Source organism: Streptomyces sp. NPDC055632, from assembly GCF_053618675.1.
Genome location: NZ_JBSHHY010000013.1, coordinates 52,988 through 69,660 on the forward strand (window position 1 = coordinate 52,988; position 16,673 = coordinate 69,660).

General features: G+C 73.2%; 13 protein-coding genes. 9 read left to right on the forward strand and 4 right to left on the reverse strand.

What is annotated here, in order from left to right; translation table 11 throughout:
* Nucleotide 1: 1 nt before the first annotated feature.
* The gene (mqnC, locus tag ACWGSR_RS18485; RefSeq protein ID WP_376232473.1) at nucleotides 2–1,201 is read right to left on the reverse strand and encodes a cyclic dehypoxanthinyl futalosine synthase; all 1,200 of its coding nucleotides are present in this window, start codon (nucleotides 1,199–1,201) and stop codon (nucleotides 2–4) included.
* Between the two features lie 290 nt (nucleotides 1,202–1,491).
* Nucleotides 1,492–2,361, reverse strand: a complete 870-nt coding sequence (locus ACWGSR_RS18490; protein WP_366376340.1) for a menaquinone biosynthetic enzyme MqnA/MqnD family protein — start codon at nucleotides 2,359–2,361, stop codon at nucleotides 1,492–1,494.
* A 260-nt stretch (nucleotides 2,362–2,621) separates the two neighbouring features.
* Here ACWGSR_RS18490 and ACWGSR_RS18495 point away from each other — a divergent pair, with 260 nt between their 5' ends.
* Complete coding sequence (locus ACWGSR_RS18495) at nucleotides 2,622–2,825, forward strand: cold-shock protein (RefSeq protein WP_015035453.1); 204 nt, start codon at nucleotides 2,622–2,624, stop codon at nucleotides 2,823–2,825.
* Between the two features lie 127 nt (nucleotides 2,826–2,952).
* Here ACWGSR_RS18495 and ACWGSR_RS18500 read toward each other — a convergent pair whose 3' ends face one another.
* A complete protein-coding gene (locus tag ACWGSR_RS18500) occupies nucleotides 2,953–3,786 on the reverse strand; it encodes a M23 family metallopeptidase (protein ID WP_453567522.1) in 834 nt (277 codons plus the stop codon).
* Between the two features lie 154 nt (nucleotides 3,787–3,940).
* Between ACWGSR_RS18500 and ACWGSR_RS18505 the strand changes: the two genes are divergently transcribed.
* From ACWGSR_RS18505 to ACWGSR_RS18515, 3 genes are all read left to right on the forward strand, one after another.
* Entirely contained in the window at nucleotides 3,941–4,339 is a 399-nt protein-coding gene (locus ACWGSR_RS18505; protein WP_453567524.1) for a DnaJ family domain-containing protein, read from the forward strand.
* Nucleotides 4,340–4,373: 34 nt separating this feature from the next.
* The gene (locus ACWGSR_RS18510) at nucleotides 4,374–4,880 is read left to right on the forward strand and encodes a mycothiol transferase (protein ID WP_453567526.1); all 507 of its coding nucleotides are present in this window, start codon (nucleotides 4,374–4,376) and stop codon (nucleotides 4,878–4,880) included.
* A gap of 170 nt (nucleotides 4,881–5,050) precedes the next feature.
* Entirely contained in the window at nucleotides 5,051–7,351 is a 2,301-nt protein-coding gene (locus ACWGSR_RS18515; protein WP_453567528.1) for an FG-GAP repeat domain-containing protein, read from the forward strand.
* A gap of 22 nt (nucleotides 7,352–7,373) precedes the next feature.
* Here the strand turns inward: ACWGSR_RS18515 and ACWGSR_RS18520 are convergent, their stop codons facing one another.
* Complete coding sequence (locus ACWGSR_RS18520; RefSeq protein ID WP_453567530.1) at nucleotides 7,374–7,784, reverse strand: ATP-binding protein; 411 nt, start codon at nucleotides 7,782–7,784, stop codon at nucleotides 7,374–7,376.
* A gap of 90 nt (nucleotides 7,785–7,874) precedes the next feature.
* Between ACWGSR_RS18520 and ACWGSR_RS18525 the strand changes: the two genes are divergently transcribed.
* The 5 genes from ACWGSR_RS18525 to ACWGSR_RS18545 all read left to right on the forward strand — a co-directional run bounded on the left by ACWGSR_RS18525 (nucleotide 7,875) and on the right by ACWGSR_RS18545 (nucleotide 16,636).
* Nucleotides 7,875–8,738, forward strand: a complete 864-nt coding sequence (locus tag ACWGSR_RS18525) for a helix-turn-helix domain-containing protein (protein WP_376232481.1) — start codon at nucleotides 7,875–7,877, stop codon at nucleotides 8,736–8,738.
* On the forward strand, nucleotides 8,735–8,986 hold the full coding sequence (locus ACWGSR_RS18530; protein WP_376232482.1) for a DUF397 domain-containing protein: 252 nt from the start codon (nucleotides 8,735–8,737) through the stop codon (nucleotides 8,984–8,986). Before ACWGSR_RS18525 ends, ACWGSR_RS18530 begins: the two co-directional genes overlap by 4 nt.
* A 324-nt stretch (nucleotides 8,987–9,310) precedes the next feature.
* Nucleotides 9,311–11,362: a protein kinase domain-containing protein gene (locus ACWGSR_RS18535; RefSeq protein ID WP_453567532.1), complete on the forward strand. Its 2,052-nt coding sequence runs from the start codon at nucleotides 9,311–9,313 to the stop codon at nucleotides 11,360–11,362.
* A gap of 90 nt (nucleotides 11,363–11,452) precedes the next feature.
* Entirely contained in the window at nucleotides 11,453–12,649 is a 1,197-nt protein-coding gene (locus tag ACWGSR_RS18540; protein WP_376232486.1) for a flavin-containing monooxygenase, read from the forward strand.
* Between the two features lie 336 nt (nucleotides 12,650–12,985).
* Nucleotides 12,986–16,636, forward strand: coding sequence for a hypothetical protein (locus tag ACWGSR_RS18545; RefSeq protein WP_453567534.1), 3,651 nt, complete (start codon nucleotides 12,986–12,988; stop codon nucleotides 16,634–16,636).
* Nucleotides 16,637–16,673: the final 37 nt, after the last annotated feature.

Below are 16,673 nucleotides of genomic sequence, written 5' to 3' on the forward strand. Positions count from 1 at the left end.
CTCAGTTCGCGTCGAGGAGCTTCAGCTCCGGGTGGGCCGTGCCGCCCTCGATCGCGATGGACGAGATGTGGGAGGCGACGCGCTCGTCGACCGGGTCGTTCGCCGGGTCGTCGTGGACGACCAGGTGCTCGTACGTGGTGGAGCGCTGCGCCGGGACCCGGCCCGCCTTGCGGATCAGGTCGATGATCTCCAGGCGGTTGGAGCGGTGCCTGGCGCCGGCGGAGGAGACGACGTTCTCCTCCAGCATGATCGAGCCGAGGTCGTCGGCGCCGTAGTGCAGGGAGAGCTGGCCGACCTCCTTGCCCGTGGTCAGCCAGGAGCCCTGGATGTGGGCGACGTTGTCCAGGAACAGCCGGGCGATCGCGATCATGCGCAGGTACTCGAAGAGCGTGGCCTGCGTGCGGCCCTTGAGGTGGTTGTTCTCGGGCTGGTACGTGTACGGGATGAAGGCCCGGAAGCCGCCCGTCCGGTCCTGCGTGTCGCGGATCATGCGCAGGTGCTCGATGCGCTCGGCGTTGGTCTCGCCGGTGCCCATGAGCATGGTGGAGGTGGACTCCACTCCCAGGCCGTGCGCGATCTCCATGATCTCCAGCCAGCGCTCGCCGGACTCCTTCAGGGGCGCGATGGCCTTGCGGGGGCGCGCGGGCAGCAGCTCGGCGCCCGCGCCGGCGAAGGAGTCGAGACCGGCGGCGTGGATGCGGCCGATCGCCTCCTCGACGGGGACGCCGGAGATGCGGGCCATGTGCTCGATCTCGGAGGCGCCGAGGGAGTGGATGACCAGCTGCGGGAACTCGGCCTTGATCGCGGCGAAGTGCTTCTCGTAGTACTCGACGCCGTAGTCCGGGTGGTGGCCGCCCTGGAACATGATCTGGGTGCCGCCGAGCTCCACGGTCTCCGCGCAGCGGCGCAGGATGTCGTCGAGGTCCCGGGTCCAGCCCTTCTCGGTGTCCTTCGGCGCGGCGTAGAACGCGCAGAACCGGCACGCTGTCACGCAGACGTTCGTGTAGTTGATGTTCCGCTCGATGATGTACGTCGCGATGTGCTCGGTCCCCGCGTACCGGCGGCGGCGCACGGCGTCGGCGGCGGCGCCGAGGGCGTGCAGGGGCGCCGAGCGGTAGAGGTCGAGCGCCTCCTCGGGGGTGATCCGGCCGCCCGCGGCGGCGCGGTCCAGAACGGACTGCAGTTCGGCCTTCTCGGTCACCGGGTTCGTCCCTTTCGGAGGGGTACTGACAGACCGAACCAGCGTACGCCAGGGGCCCGGGGCGCCTCCGGCGGGGAGCGGCCGGGGAGTCGCCGGGAAGCGGACGGCCCGGGAAGCGGACGGCGGAATGAACGGGCGGGAAACCGTTCTCCCCTTTCGGACGTCTTCGGGGCGTCTTCGGGGCGTCCGCATTCCGTCCGGCCGTTTGCGCGCGCCTCCGGAATGGGACCGGGGCACGACGGGAATTGCATTCGTGTGAATATCCGGGCGCCCGTCCGGGGGCCGCGCGGTCAGCCGCGCGGGGGCCGGAGGAGTTCCACCTCGACGTCCGCCGGAAAACCGGTCGAGGGGCCGGTGCGGCGGGCGAACTCACGGGCTCCCGCGAGTTGTTCGGGGCCGAAGCGGAAGTCGAGGGTGCGGAAGTACCGCTCCAGGAGTTCGGCGTCGAAGGCCTCCCAGCGGGCCGCCTGCTCGGCCACCTTGGTGACCTCTTCCAGGGAGAGGTCACGGGAGGCCAGGAACGCCTGGTGGACCTCGTGGACGGTCTCCGGCTCGCGCGCCAGGTAGTCCTTCCGCACCGCCCACACGGCGAAGACGAACGGCAGGCCCGTCCACTCCTTCCACATCAGGCCCAGGTCGTGGACCTGGAGGCCGAGCCGGGGCGCGTCGTGCAGCGAGGCCCGGAGCGCGGCGTCGCCGATGAGGACGGCCGCCTCGGCCTCCTGCATCATCAGGCCGAGGTCCGGCGGGCAGGTGTAGTAGTCGGGCGACACCCCGTACCGCTCGGCCAGGAGGAGCTGGGCGAGGCGCACGGAGGTGCGGGAGGTGGAGCCGAGCGCCACGCGGGCGCCGTCGAGCTCCTCCAGGGGCCGCTGGGACACGATCACGCAGGACATCACGGGGCCGTCGCAGCCGACGGCGATGTCGGGGAGGGCCACCAGGCCGTCCGCGTTGCGGAGGAACTCGACGAGGGTGACGGGGCCGATGTCCAGGTCGCCCCGGACGAGCCGCTCGCTGAGCTTCTCCGGGGTGTCCTTGGTGAGCTCCAGGTCCAGGAGCGTCCCCGTGCGCGCCAGGCCCCAGTAGAGGGGGAGGCAGTTCAGGAACTGGATGTGCCCGACGCGGGGCCGGCTGCGCTGGTCGTCGGTTGCTTTGTCCACATCGTGAGGCTAGACCCGTCTCACGGACCGGGCATCGCCGGGGCACGCGCGTCAGCACGGAAGAGACGTTCAAACACTCGGGTGACGTGATCTTTCCCTCTACCCCCCCGAGGGTTCTGCGTGCTACGCTCAACGCAAGTTGCAGTTTGGTTTCCCTTGCAGTACAGAGCCTGCGGAGCATGTGACCCGCAGGCTTTTGTAGTTTTCAGACTTGTTTGCAGGTTCTGGAGCAGGGCAACCCTTTGGCCCAAGGAGGGCTTATGGCTACCGGAACCGTCAAGTGGTTCAACGCTGAAAAGGGCTTCGGCTTCATCGCCCAGGACGGCGGCGGCCCGGATGTCTTCGTCCACTACTCCGCGATCAACGCGAACGGCTTCCGTTCGCTCGAGGAGAACCAGCTCGTGACCTTCGACGTCACGCAGGGCCCGAAGGGCCCGCAGGCGGAGAACGTCTCCCCGGCCTAAGTTGCCCGGGTCGGCGATCGCGCACGACTAGAGCAGTACCCAAGGAGCCCCGCTCCGTGCCTCGCGGCACGAGCGGGGCTCCTGCCCTTTTCCGGGGCCCGCCGGCTCTCCGGGCCCGCCGGGCGGATCAGCAGGTGGGGATCACGGTCCCGTTGTTGTCGCGGGCCTCGTCGTTGCCCCAGCGGGACAGGTAGTAGGCGGAGACGTGGGCGTTCCGCCCGTTCTTCCCCGCGTACACCGTGTCGAGGTCGGTCCGCAGCCACCAGTGGTTGTAGTTGCCGGAGGCGTCGCGGATCTCCTGGCCCCAGACCTTGCAGTAGACGTAGTTCGTGCCGGCGTTCAGCACGCCCTGGGCGTCGCCCGTGTTGGCCTGGGCGTAGCCGACGGCGTTGGCGAAGGTGTCGACCCAGTACTTCCCGCCCCCGCCGGAGCAGCCGTTGTCGCTGGTCAGGTGCCGGGAGCCGTAGGAGCCGGGGTAGGGCGCGAGGGAGGCGCCGTTGATCACGATGGGCTGGCCGACGCCGTTGTAGAGCTGCTCGTAGTGGATGTGGGCACCGGAGCTGTTGCCGGTGGAGCCGGTGGTGCCGATCTGCTGGCCCTGGGAGACGGCGGCGCCGTGGGCGACCGAGTAGGCGTTGAGGTGGAAGTAGTACGTCTTCCAGCCGCCGCCGTGCTCGATCACGATGTAGTTCCCGGCGCCGGACGGCTGGGAGTAGCGGTAGGCGGTGCCGGACGCCGAGGCGAGGACCGGGGCCCCGGCGGTGCCGCCGCCGTCGGAGCGGACGAAGTCGAGCGCCTGGCGGACCTCGGCCGAGTGGTGGCTGTAGGTCCATTTCTGGCCGCAGGCGAAGGGCGCCTTGAAGAGCGGCGCGGCCTGGGCCGGGGTCGTGGTGACGAGCGCGGTGAGCAGGCCCGCGACGAGCGCGAGCAGGGTGCCGAGGGGGGTGATCCGTGCACGCATGCGTCCTCCGGTACGTGGGGTGGCGGGACGTGGTGGAGCGTGGTGGGACAAGGGTCGACGCGCGTTGAACGGACCTCAGCGTGCCGGAAGATCGCGTGTCGCAGTAGACCGCGTGGGCCACACCCGGACCGGGCCGGTTACGTAGTCTGGACACATGACCGAACGCAAGCCGCCGGGAGTGAGCTTCGAGTCGTTCGTGGACAAGCAGATCCGCGAGGCGGCGGAACGGGGCGAGTTCCGGAGCCTGCCGGGCTTCGGGAAGCCCCTCCCCGACGACTCGGCGCCGTACGACGAGCTGTGGTGGATCAAGGGCAAGATGCACCGCGAGGGCGCGTCCGTGCTGCCGCCGGCGCTCGCCCTGCGCAAGGAGGCCGAGGACGCGGAGGCGGCGGTGGCCGGGGCCGTCTCCGAGAGCCAGGTCCGCCGCGTCCTCGGCGAGGTCAACACCAAGATCGCCGAGGCCCTGCTGCGCCCGCCGCCCGGGCCGCCGCTGAACCTGCGGCCGTTCGACGTGGAGGCGATGGTGGAACGGTGGCGGGCGGGCCGTTCCTGATCCCCGCCGCGACCCCTCACCGCAAGGAGTCCGCATGAACAGCGCCGGTCTGCTGGTCGACTCGTTCGGCCGGGTGCGCGAGGCCGTCCACGGGGCCGTGGAGGGCCTCACGGAGGACGAGCTGGCCACCCGGGTCGATCCGGAGGCGAACTCGATCGCCTGGCTCGTCTGGCACCTCACCCGCATCCAGGACGACCACCTGGCGGGCGCCTTCGGCACGGAGCAGCTGTGGACCACCGAGGGCTGGGCGGACCGCTTCGGGCTGCCCTTCCCGGAGAAGGCCACCGGGTACGGCCAGACGAGCGCGCAGACGGGGCAGGTCCGGGCCCCGGCGGATCTCCTCCTCGGCTACCACGACGCCGTGCACGACCGGACGGCGGAGCTGGTCGGGGCGGTGACGAACGCGGACCTGGACCGGGTCGTCGACACCGCCTGGGACCCGCCGGTCACCCTCGGCGTGCGGCTGGTGTCGGTGATCTCGGACGACCTCCAGCACGCGGGGCAGGCGGCGTACGTGCGGGGCGTGGTGGAGCGGGGTTAGCCGGGGGCCGGTGCCGCCCTCCCGTACCGTCTCCTTCCGGTCGGTTCCCGGTCGGAAGGAGGCGGTGCGGAACGCCCGTCGCACCGTCGCACAACCATTCGCCCTCCCCGCGGGTCCCCTCCGCGACGGCGGACCACCACCGCACCACGCCTTCCGGGAGAGGGACCCCTTTGATCCACACGCGTACGCCCCGGCGGCGTCTCGCCGCGGCCGTCGTCGCCGTCCTCGCCGCCACCGCCACCGGCACCGGCCTGACGGCCCCGGCCGCGGCGGTCGGCGCGCCGGCCGCGGCTCCTTCCGCCGCCCCGGCCACGGCCACCGCCCCGGCGGTCGTGCCCTACCCGGTCGGCCGGGCGGATCTCGCCGGAGCCGGCACCACCGGGTTCATGACCTGGACCCTGGACGACCAGGGCCACCACGCCGTCTGGACGCGGTACTCCGACGGCAGGAGGCAGGAGCCGTGGCCGGGCGGCGACCTGGTCACCGTCGCGCACGCCTCCGACGTGGCCGTGCGCGTGACGCCGGACGAGTACGTCACGCTCCGGGACATGACGACGGACCAGGACGTCCTGTCCTTCTCGTCCGGGGTCGCCGGTCGCGACGGCCGCTACGTCGGGGCCGTCGGCCGGACCGTGGTCGTCAAGGTGTCCAACGCCTCGGGCGGACACGACGTGCACCTGCTCTCCCAGGGCGACGGGGGCGGGCTCGCGGACCGGACCGTGACCGGCCTGCCGAAGGACGCGAGGAACCCGGTGGTCCGGCAGGGCACGTCCGACACCGTCCTGCTCACGTACCTCACCGGTACGGGCGCGGGCGCGCGGCTGCACTGGGCCACCGTGGACCTCGCCTCCGCCGCGCTCACGGAGACCGCGCCCCTCGCGGGCGCTCCGGACCGGCAGCCCTCGATCGCCCTGTCGGGCAGGCACGTCGCCTGGCTGGAGTCCGGCGCCACGGGCGGGGCCACGGCGGTCGTCACCGAGCGGGGCCCCGCCACCGGCACCCGGCGGATCGCCCTGCCCGTCGGCGTCGACTCCGTCGGCCTGATCGGCGACTGGCTGACGTACGCGCAGAGCCGCGGCTACGAGGAGCGCAACCCGTCCCCGGCGTACGCCGTGACCGCGCGCCACCTGGGGAACGACACGACCCGGAAGCTCATGGACGACATGACGCTCTCGGCCGTGGCCCCCGACGGCGCGCTGGTCGTGCAGGGCGGCACGATCGACGGCGGCGAGGGCCTGTACCGGATCGTCCCCGGCACGGGCGGCGTCCCGGCCGTCACCCGGGTCGCCTCCTCCGGCCTCTCGACCAAGGTCACGCTGCTCGGGCACAACATCCCGTCGGCCCTCGACCTCGACAGGACCGGCGGCCGGTTCACCATGGTCTGGCGGCTCAGCCGGTCCGAGGTCGAGATGCGGGTCAAGATCCGCAACACCCGGACGGGCGAGACCCTGTCGGACGACGTCCTGCCGCTCGACGTGCCCGAGTACGACCCGCACGCGGCGCCGTACACCTGGGAGGGCCAGCTCGCCTGGAACGGGACCCGCGACCTGTGGACGGGCGCGTCGGACGGCCCGTACACCTGGGAGATCACGGCGAAGCCGCTCAACGGCATCGGGCCCGAACTGCGGTCCTCCGGCTCGTTCACGGTGACCCGCAGGCCCGGTCTCCACGACTACGACGCCGACGGCTCCCCGGACGTCCTGTCCCGGGACACGGCGGGCCGCCTGTGGATCGGCGACACGCTCTTCTCGCCGTACGCGGACCAGCTCGACCAGAACCCGGGCCGGCTCGTCGGGGGCGGCTGGCAGGCCTACGACCGGATCGAGGCGGCCGGGAACCTCGGCGGCTCGGCGGTGTCCGACGTGGTGGCCCGGGACCGGTCCGGCGTCCTGTGGCTGTACCGGGGCACGGGCGACGGCAAGGCCCCGCTCGGCGGGCGGACGCGGATCGGCGGCGGCTGGGGGACGTACGACACGTTCACCGGCGGCTCCGACCTGACCGGCGACGGCCGTCCCGACCTCGTGACCGCCGACCGTTCGGGCGTCCTGTGGCTCCACCCGGCCACCGGCGACACGAGCGCCCCCTTCGGCGCCCGCAAGAGGATCGGCGGCGGCTGGGGCGCCTACAACCAGCTCGCCGCCACCGGGAACATCGGTGGCGGGCCCGCCGGGGACCTCGTCGCCCGCGACCGGGCCGGTGTCCTCTGGCTGTACCTCGGCAAGGGCGACGGCACGTTCGCGCCCCGCGCGCGGATCGGCGGCGGCTGGGGCGTGTACGGCCACCTGGTCGGCATCGGGGACGCCGACCGCGACGGACGGCCCGACCTGTACGCGTCGGGCACCGACGGCAACCCCGCCGATGTCGTCCTCTACAAGGGAACCGGGGACTGGAAGCGACCGTTCCGACCGAAGTCGACGGTCGCGGTGTACTCGACGACCGGAAACGATCCCGCCCGCAACCTCTACCTCTGAGGGGTCAGCTACCTCTGAGGGGTCAGCGGGAGGTCAGCGGGACGGTCGCCCAGACCGTCTTGCCGACCTCCCGCTCCTTCACGCCCCACGCCGTGGCGAGGGCGGCGACGAGCAGCAGCCCGTAGCCGCCCTCGTCGGGCGTCGCGGACGGTAACGGCCGGCGCTCGCCGCGCGCGTCGGACAGCTCGATCCGTACGTGGTCGTCGCCCCGCTCCATCCGCACCTCGAAGTCCCTCCCGGACACCCGCCCGTGCAGGGCCGCGTTGTTGGCCAGCTCGGCGAGGACCAGTTCGGCGGCCTCGGTCGCCGGGCCGGTCACGCCCCAGTCCCGGAGCTGCTGCACGGCCAGCAGACGCGCCAGGCGCGCGCCCCGGCGCGTCGCGGAGAGACGGAGCACGAACTCACCGGTCGGGGTGGTGGTTTCTGACTTCATGCCCCGAGAGTGGGCCCCCGCCCCTACGCTGACCAGCAGCGACGCGACGACGCTGCGTAACGGTACGGGCACGCCAAGAGGGCGGTACGGATGTCGGGAAACGAGGAGGAGAGGCCGGAACGGCCCTCCGAGGTGGACGGTACGGCGCATCTTTTCCAGGCGCTGGGCAAGATCCTGAAGGTCCTGCGCCACAACGCGGGGCTGAGCCAGGCGGAACTGTCCGGCCTGGCCCATTGCAGCGAGGACCTGATCTCGTCGGTGGAACGGGGGGTACGGACTCCGCAGCCGGACTTCCTGGTGCGGGTGGATCCGCTGGTGAAGGCGGGCGGGGCGCTTGCCGTGGCGGCGGACGACGTACGGGAGGCGCTGGCGCGGGCGCGGGTGCGACACCCGGACTGGTTCCGGGACTTCGCGAAGGCGGAGGCGGAAGCGGTTGCCCTGCACTATTACGCCGTCCAGGCGGTGCCGGGCATCCTGCAAACACCCGCGTACGCCGAAGCCGTGTTCCGACATCGGCGCCCGCTGTACGACGAGGAGACCATCGAAAAGCGGTTGGCCGACCGGCTGGCGCGACAAGCCATCTTCGACACGTGGCCGGGCCCGACGATGAGCTTCGTCGTCGAAGAGGCTGTGCTGCGAAGGCCGCTGGGCGGCATGGACGCCTTCCGGGAACAGCTGCGGCGCATCGGCGAGGTCGCCCGGCTGCGGACCGTGCACTTCCAGATCATGCCGATCGACCGCGATGAGCATCCCGGCTTGGGCGGCTCGTTCACCCTTCTCACCCCCAAGGGGCGGCGGGAGGTGGCGTACACCGAGATCTACGGGCATGCCCGCCTGATCACCGACCCGGAGGAGGTGCGCGCGTACACCGAGCGCTATGGGATTATCCGGGCACAGGCACTCACGCCCCGCGAGTCCCTGGAGCGGATCGAGAAAATGCTGGGAGAGCTATGAGCACCGCAGATCTGGCCTGGTTCAAGAGCAGCTACAGCGACGGCGAGGGCGGCGAGTGCATCGAGGTCGCCTACGACTGGCGCAAGTCCAGCTACAGCAGCGGTGAAGGCGGCAACTGCGTCGAGGTCGCCGCTCACCCCACCACCGTCCACGTCCGTGACTCCAAGGTCCCGCACGGCCCCCAGCTCGCTGTGGCCCCCGCCGCCTGGGCCGCGTTCGTGGGCGTGGCCTCCGCCGTGGACGCCTGACCCAGGCGTAATTCACGTGCCCCGGGCTCCTGATCCCGGTTACGCTCCTGCCGTCCCCGGGTGCTGACAAATTCGGGGAACCGACCGGCGACCGCGTCCGCCTAACTCCCTCTAGGAGTGGGGTCCGTCTCATGACGGGCGGTCGCCGGCACCTTTCTCCCGAACCGGCCGTGTCCCGCGCGGACCTCCGCGCCCCTGCGCGCCGGTCCGACGCGGTCGTCGCCGGGTTCTTTCATCACCTCTCCATCGTTCCTTCAACCGCCTTGCATCAATGAGCAGTTGAAGGACACCCGGGCGGCGAACCGCTCGGTTATCGTGGCGCGCATGCAGGGGGAACCGAAGAACAATTCCAGTGCGGGCAGTCTGAGCGGCAGCGGAGCGATGCCGCTGGACGCCGAGGATCCCCGCAGGATCGGGGCGTTCAGGCTGCTCGGCGTGCTCGGGTCCGGCGGCATGGGGCGGGTCTACCTCGGCGCCGTGCCGGGGAAGTTCGCCGCCGTGAAGCGGGTGCTGCCGATCCTCGCGGAGGACGCGGACTTCCTGAGCCACTTCGGGCACGAGCTGGACAACCTGGCCCGGCTGCCCGGCGGGGCCAACACCAAGCTGCTCGCGAGCGACCGCACCTCGAAGCCCCCGTGGTTCGCGACCGAGTTCATCCCCGGCGTCACCCTCAACGAGGCCATCCGGCTCAACGGCGGTCCGCTGACCGGCGGAGCCCTGTGGCGGCTGCTGCGGAGCGCGGCGGCGGGCCTCCGGGTCGTGCACGGCGCCGACATGGTGCACCGCGACCTCAAGCCGTCCAACGTGATGCTGACCGGCGACGGGCTCTCCCTCATCGACTTCGGCGTCGCCCGCGCCGCCGACCAGAGCCGGCTGACCAGGACCGGCATGGTCATCGGCACCCCCGCCTACATGGCGCCCGAACAGGCCGTCGCGGAACGGGTCCTGACCGGCGCGGCCGACGTCTTCGCGCTCGGCAGCCTCCTGCTGTACGCGGCGAACGGGCGGCCTCCGTTCGGCGACGGTTCCGGCCCCGACCTGCTCTACCGGGTGGTCCACGGCGAGCCCGACTTCGGGGGCCTGGCCGAGGCCGACCCCGCGCTCGCGGAGCTCGTAAAGAAGTGTCTTTCGAAGGATCCGGCGGATCGGCCGACCGCCGCCGAGCTGGTGGAACTCGCCGAGGAGGGGGCGGCGGGGGCCGCCTGGCCGGACGCCCTCGCCGCGCGGATCGGGGAGCGGGCGGCCTTCGCCGCCGGGGCGCCCACGGCCGAGCAGCTCGCGGAGCTGGAGGCGGCCGACCCCGCCCGGGACGTTCCGACGGCCTCGCTCACCCCGCAGGCCGGGAAGGAGCCCGCGACGGCCTCGCCGGACGTGCTCGCCGTGACCGCCGCCGGGGGTTCCGGGAAGCCGGAGAAGCGGCGGAACCAGTTCGTCATGCTCGCCGTGCCCGTCGTCGTGGCGACCGGCACCACCCTGACCGTCGCCCTCGGGCCGTACGAGGTCGGGCGGCTCGGCGCGGCCCCGCAGGACTCCGCGCCGCCGTCCGCCGTGGCCTCGCAGCCGGCGGCGGTGCCTTCTGCGGTCGGGCCGTCGGCCGGGTCCTCCGTTCCTTCGGCGCCGAAGCCGTCGTCGGGGGCGCCGTCGGGGGTTCCGTCCGGGGCGCCGTCCGGGCAGCAGCCGCCGGGGGCGGTTCCGCCGCCGGCGGGTGATGGCGGTGGCGGGGGTGCAGGTGGGGGTGCAGGTGGGGGTGCAGGTGGCGGTGGCGGCGGAGGTGTCCTGCCGGGCGGCTCGGGGTCGGGGTCCGGGTCGGGTTCGGGGTCGGGGTCGGGGTCGGGTTCGGATTCGGGGTCCGGCGGCGGGACGGCTCCCACCACGCCCTCCGGTGGCACGAAGACGACCCGGCCCCCGGCCCCGAAGCCGACGACCCAGAAGCCGGCCCCTCCCCCGTCGACCGGCGGCGGTTCGGCGCCCTCGGGGACGTACTCCCTGGAGAACGGGACGAGCGGCAACTGCCTGGCGGAGTACAACTCGGGGTTCGGCAACGTCATCACGGCCGCCGCCTGCGGCTCCAAGAACCCCAACGGCACCGCCTACTGGTACTCCTGGACCTACCGGTCCGGGTCGAACGGAACGTTCCGGCTGGTCAACCGGACGAGCGGGCGCTGCCTCCAGCCCACGGGCGGCATGGGGCTCACCACCAACCCCTGCAACGGCTCCTCCGCCCAGTCCTGGAAGGTCCTCTCCTCGACGTCCTCCGGACGGACCATCAAGAACATGAGCGACGGAGCGTGCCTGACGGCCGGGTCGATGGCGATGACCTACACCTGCGGCGGGGCCCAGAGCAGCCAGGTCTGGCGGAACATCGGGGCCCTGTAACCGGCACGCGGGCGCGTGTATACCGATTCGCAACCGAAACCCCGCCCGGTCGAGACCCACTACGTGTACACGTCATTACGCTCGGTTCTCATGGTCACCACCCCGCACGAGCCCCCCGCCCACCCCGTTCCTCCGGTGTACGTCGTCGGCGGCGGCCCCGGCGGGCTCGCGGTCGCCGCCGCCCTGCGCGGGCGGGGCGTCCGGGCGGTCGTCCTGGAGAAGTCCGACGCCGTCGGCGCCTCCTGGCGCGCCCACTACGACCGGCTGCGGCTGCACACCACCCGGCGGCTCTCCGGGCTCCCGGGCCTGAAGATGCCCCGCTCGTTCGGGCGCTGGGTCGCCCGCGCCGACGTGGTCCGCTACCTGGAGAAGTACGCGGAGGAGCACGAGCTGGAGGTCGTGACCGGCGTCGAGGTCTTCGGCATCGAGCGGTCCGGCGCGGAGTGGGTCCTGCACGCGACCGGCGGGCGCCGGCTCGTCGGCGGCGCGGTGGTCGTGGCCACCGGCTTCAACCACACCCCGAACCTGCCCGAGTGGCCCGGTCTGGACGCGTACGAGGGCGAGTTGAGCCACGCGCGCGCGTACCGCGACCCGGAGCCGTACGCGGGCAAGGACGTCCTGGTCGTGGGCGTCGGGAACACCGGCGCCGAGATCGCGGCCGACCTCGCCGGGGGCGGCGCGAAGCGGGTGCGGCTCGCGGTGCGGACGGTCCCGCACATCGTGCGGCGCACGACGGCCGGGTGGCCGGCCCAGCGCACCGGCATCCTGATACGGCGGCTGCCGGTGCCCGTGGTCGACCGGCTGGGGGCCGTGATGGCCCGCGTCGCCGCGCCCGACCTCACGGCGTACGGACTGCCCCGGCCCGACACCGGCCTCGCCACCCGCCAGCGGCAGGGCGCGATCCCGGTGCAGGACGTGGGCCTGGTCGACGCCGTGCGGTCCGGGAAGGTCGAAGTCGTCGCGGCCGTCGAGGGCTTCGAGGGCGGCGAGGTGCTCCTCGCGGACGGCACCCGGATCGCCCCGGACGCCGTCATCGCCGCGACCGGCTACCGCCGCGCCCTGGAGCCCCTGGTGGGCGACCTGGGCGTCCTCGACGCCCGGGGCCGCCCGGTCGTCCACGGCGCCCGCTGCTCCCGCGACGCCCCGGGCCTGTACTTCACGGGCTTCACGAACCCGATCAGCGGCATGTTCCGGGAGCTGGCGATCGACGCGGAGAAGATCGCACGGGCGATCGCGCGCCGGGCGGCGCGGGCGAACGCGAAGGCGGCCAAGAGCGCGAAGGGGTGACGGCCCCGCCCTCCCCGCAGAGGCTCCGGCCTCGGACGCTCCGGCCTCGGACGCTCCGGCCACGGACGCTCCGGCCACGGAGGCTCCGGCCTGAGACGTTCTGGCCTCGGAGGCTCTGACCCAGGACGTTCCGGCCTCGGAGGCTCCCGCCCCCGGGCGCTCCGGTCCCGGGGGCGATCGCTTCGGACGCCGTCCGGGAGCGACGGGAACGGCCCCGGCGGCGTGAGCGGCCCGAGCGGGCCTCCGGGGCGGAATAGTCGCGCGACGGGTGTCCGAAGCGGCCCGTAGGGTGTGACACGCATATGCCAACACCGCTCCGGGGGGAACGGAATGCCCATGTCCGCGCGTTCGCGCACCAGACCGCGAAGAACCGGAAGATCCGTTCTTCTGGTTCCCGCACTGCTGACGGCCCTGCTCGGCCCGATGCTCCCGGCCGGTACGGCGCTCGCCGCGACGGTACCGGCCACCGCGTCGGCTCCGGCCGCGTCGACACCCGCCGCGCCCGCGCCCGCGCCGTCGGGCGGCCCGACGACAGGGCCCACGCAGAACCCGGCGCCGGAACCCACGCAGGATCCGGCGCCGGAACCCACGCAGGACCCCACCGACGAGCCGTCACCCGACCCGACGGAGACCGTCGACCCCACACCCACCACCGAGCCCTGCGCGCCCCTCGCGCTCGCCCCGCTCGGCGACCCGGGCGACGCGGTCGGCACCGTCACGCTGCGGCCGGACGTCACCGCCTGCTTCACGGTCACCCTGGAGAAGCCGGGCCTGCACCGGCTGCTCGTCTCCGACCAGTACTCGTACCCGTCGCTGTACGCGGGCGAGGAGCACGTCACGTGCGAGGACTCCAACTACCGTGACTCCTGGTGCGAGCTGGCCGCCGGGACGTACACCCTCAAGGTCCTCAGCCCGCACTGGGAGCCCGTCGAGACCCGCGTCGCCCTCGTCCCGCTGGCGGCCGCCCCCGGCTGTCCGGACGTCGCCGGCACCGGCTACGACTCCGCTCCGACGACGGGCCGCGCCACCGACCGCCTGGGCATCGTCTGCCACGCGTTCACCGCCGCCCCCGGCGAGCGGATCACCGCCGACTTCCGGCTGGACGAGTACGGCGACTCCCTGCACTGGATCACCGACGGCACCGGCAAGCGCCTGTGCCCCTCCTGGAACGAGGACGGCAGCGACGGCTGCGTCCTGCCCGAGGGCACGGGCGGCTACCGCGTCCTCGCCGAGGTCCGGTCGGCCGAGAACGGCTTCCCCGCCGCGTACGCCCTGAAGGTCCGGCGCCTGTCGCACCCGGCGGGCTGCGTGCCCGTCGCCGTCACCGCGTACGGCTCCGCCCCCGCCCAGGCCGCACCGGGCACCGGGTGCAGGACGTTCACCCCGGCGGTGACCGGCCGCTACGACGTGCGGGCCGTCGACGCCGACGGTTCCGGCTCCGACGTCGAGGTGTACGCGGCGGACGGCTCCACCGTCTGCGCGTCCGGGGAGAACTGCGCGCTCACCGCGGGCGCCCCGTACACCCTGCTCACCGGGTCCGCCGTGCGGATCCTGGACCGCACCGCCACCCGGGGCTGCGAGAACGGCCTCGTGCTCGCGCGCGACCACCGGGGCACGTTCGCCGCCCCCGGTGAGGTCGACTGCCTGAACCTGCCGGTGCCGAAGGGCGCCCGCATCGCCGTCCTGACCGACCGCGCCGCCGACGTCACCGTCGTCGACGCGAAGGGCGTCGCCCTCTGCTCCGAGGGCCTGACGGAGGGCACCTGCGCCCTGGACGGCACCGCCCCGTACCGCGCCCTCGTCGCCGAGAACGACCCGTACCGGGAGGGCGACGGCTACGGTCTCGTCGTCCACCGCACGGACGCGCCGAGCGCCTGCCGCGCCTTCCTGCCCGGCGACTTCTCGGGCAAGCCGGCCCGGATGAGCGTCAAGAACGGCGGAGGCGCCTTCGCGGACTGCCTGACCGTCCCCGCGAACGGCCACTCCGCGCGTGAACTCCTGCAGATCCAGAAGGTGTCGGGGGACTCGGTCGCCTCCGTCGGCGTCCTCGACGCGACCGGCAAGCAGGTCTGCTCCATCGGCTCCTCCTACAACACCTTCTCCACCTGCCACCTGACGCCGGGCCTCGCGCACACGGTCCTCGTCCAGGGCCGTGACGTGCCCGGCGAGTTCGCCCTGACCCGCCTGGACGTCACCGCCACCGCGCGCGGCTGCGTCACGACCCCGGCCGTGCCCGTCGGCGGCCCGTCCGCCGGCGGCGTCCCGGCCGCGCCCGGCACCTTCCTGTGCCACCGGGTGACCGCGGCCGGTGCCGGGGACACCCTGCACCTGAACGTCCGTGACGCACGGGGCACCGCGCGGCTCCTCGCGTACAACGCGAGCGGCGACGTCGTCTGCGACTACTTCGCCGCGGGCTGCGCCGCCACCGGGTCCACCGGCTACCAGGTCCTCGTCCAGGTCCCGGAGGGCAAGGCCGCCGCGCCCGCCTACCGGCTCGACGCGCTGCGCATCGGCACGGCGGCCGGGCCCGCGCCCGAGTGCGTCAGGGTCCCGAACGTCAGCTACGGCTTCGGCCCGCTGACCGGCACCCTGTCCGAGCAGAGGACGGCGATCTGCGCGGTGCTGCCGACCGCGTCGGGCGACCGCTTCGACGTGCGGTTCACGCCCGCGGGGACCTTCGAGCAGTCGCCGACGCCCTGGATGTACGACCAGGCCGGCCTGAAGGGCAACTGCTACGGGTCGTACTCCAGCGAGGGCCAGAACTACCAGTGCTACCTGCCGAGCGCCTACCCGAAGGCGGCCCGGCCCAGCACGCTCGTGATCGGACTGCCGGAGCAGCCCGCCCAGGCCTCCACGGCCGTACGGGCCGACTTCTCCTGCGCCTCCTCCCTCTGCGGCCTCGACGAGCGGACCGTCGGCACCGTCGGCCCGGCCACCGTCGGCCGGGGCAGGGTCACGATGACCGTCGGCGGAAGCGCGCTGCACGAGAGCACCGTGGTCCAGGTGTACTCCGGGGGCTTCAGCGCCCGGTCGACGCCCGTCTCGGTCGCTCCCGACCGGCGGAGCATGACGGTCGCCCTCGACCTGACGAACGCCCCGCTCGGACCGCTGTCCGTGAGCGTGATCGCGCAGGGGACGGAGTACGGCAGGGGTCCGGTCACCGTCGTCGCCGCGCTCCGCTCCACCGCCGCCCCCGTCGTCACCGGCACCGCGGTCGTCGGCGGCAAGGTGACCGCGTCGGCCGGCGCCTGGTCGCCGTCCGGTGCCTCGTACGCGTACCAGTGGCGGGCGAACGGGACCGCGATCGCCGGAGCCACCGCCTCCGCGTACACGCTGCCCGCGTCCCTCCAGGGCAAGCAGCTCTCCGTCGCCGTCACCGCCCGCGCGGCGGGGCAGCCGACGGTGACCGCCGTCAGCGCCGCCACGGTGGTGAAGGGGCTCGCCCCCAAGGCGACGAAGGCGCCGTACGTGTCCGGCGCCGTGCGGGTCGGGAACAAGGTGACGGCCGTGGTCGGCACCTGGTCGCCCGCACCGACCTCGTACGCGTACCAGTGGCGGGCGAACGGAGCCGTGATCGCCGGGGCCACCGCCTCCACGTACACGCCGTCCGCCTCGGTGCGGGGCAAGAAGCTCACGGTCACGGTGACGGCGCACCGCACCGGGCACCTGAGCGGCGCGTCCGCGTCGGCCGCGTACGCCGTCGCCGCGGGCCTCGCCCCGAAGGCGACCAAGGCCCCGTCCCTCACGGGCACGGTGAAGGCGGGGCGGACGCTCACCCTCAACCCGGGGACGTGGACTCCCGCGCCGACCTCGTACGCGTACCAGTGGTACGCGAACGGGCGGGCGATCAGCGGGGCGACGAAGGCCACGTTCACGCCGTCGCAGGCCCAGCGCGGGCTGAAGATCTCCGTCCGGGTGATGGCCCACCGGACCGGCCACGCCTCGGGCGTCGCGTGGACCCGGTCCACGGGAGCGGTCGCGGGCTGAGCCCTTCCGGAACGACGGGAAGCCCCCGGGGGCGGCG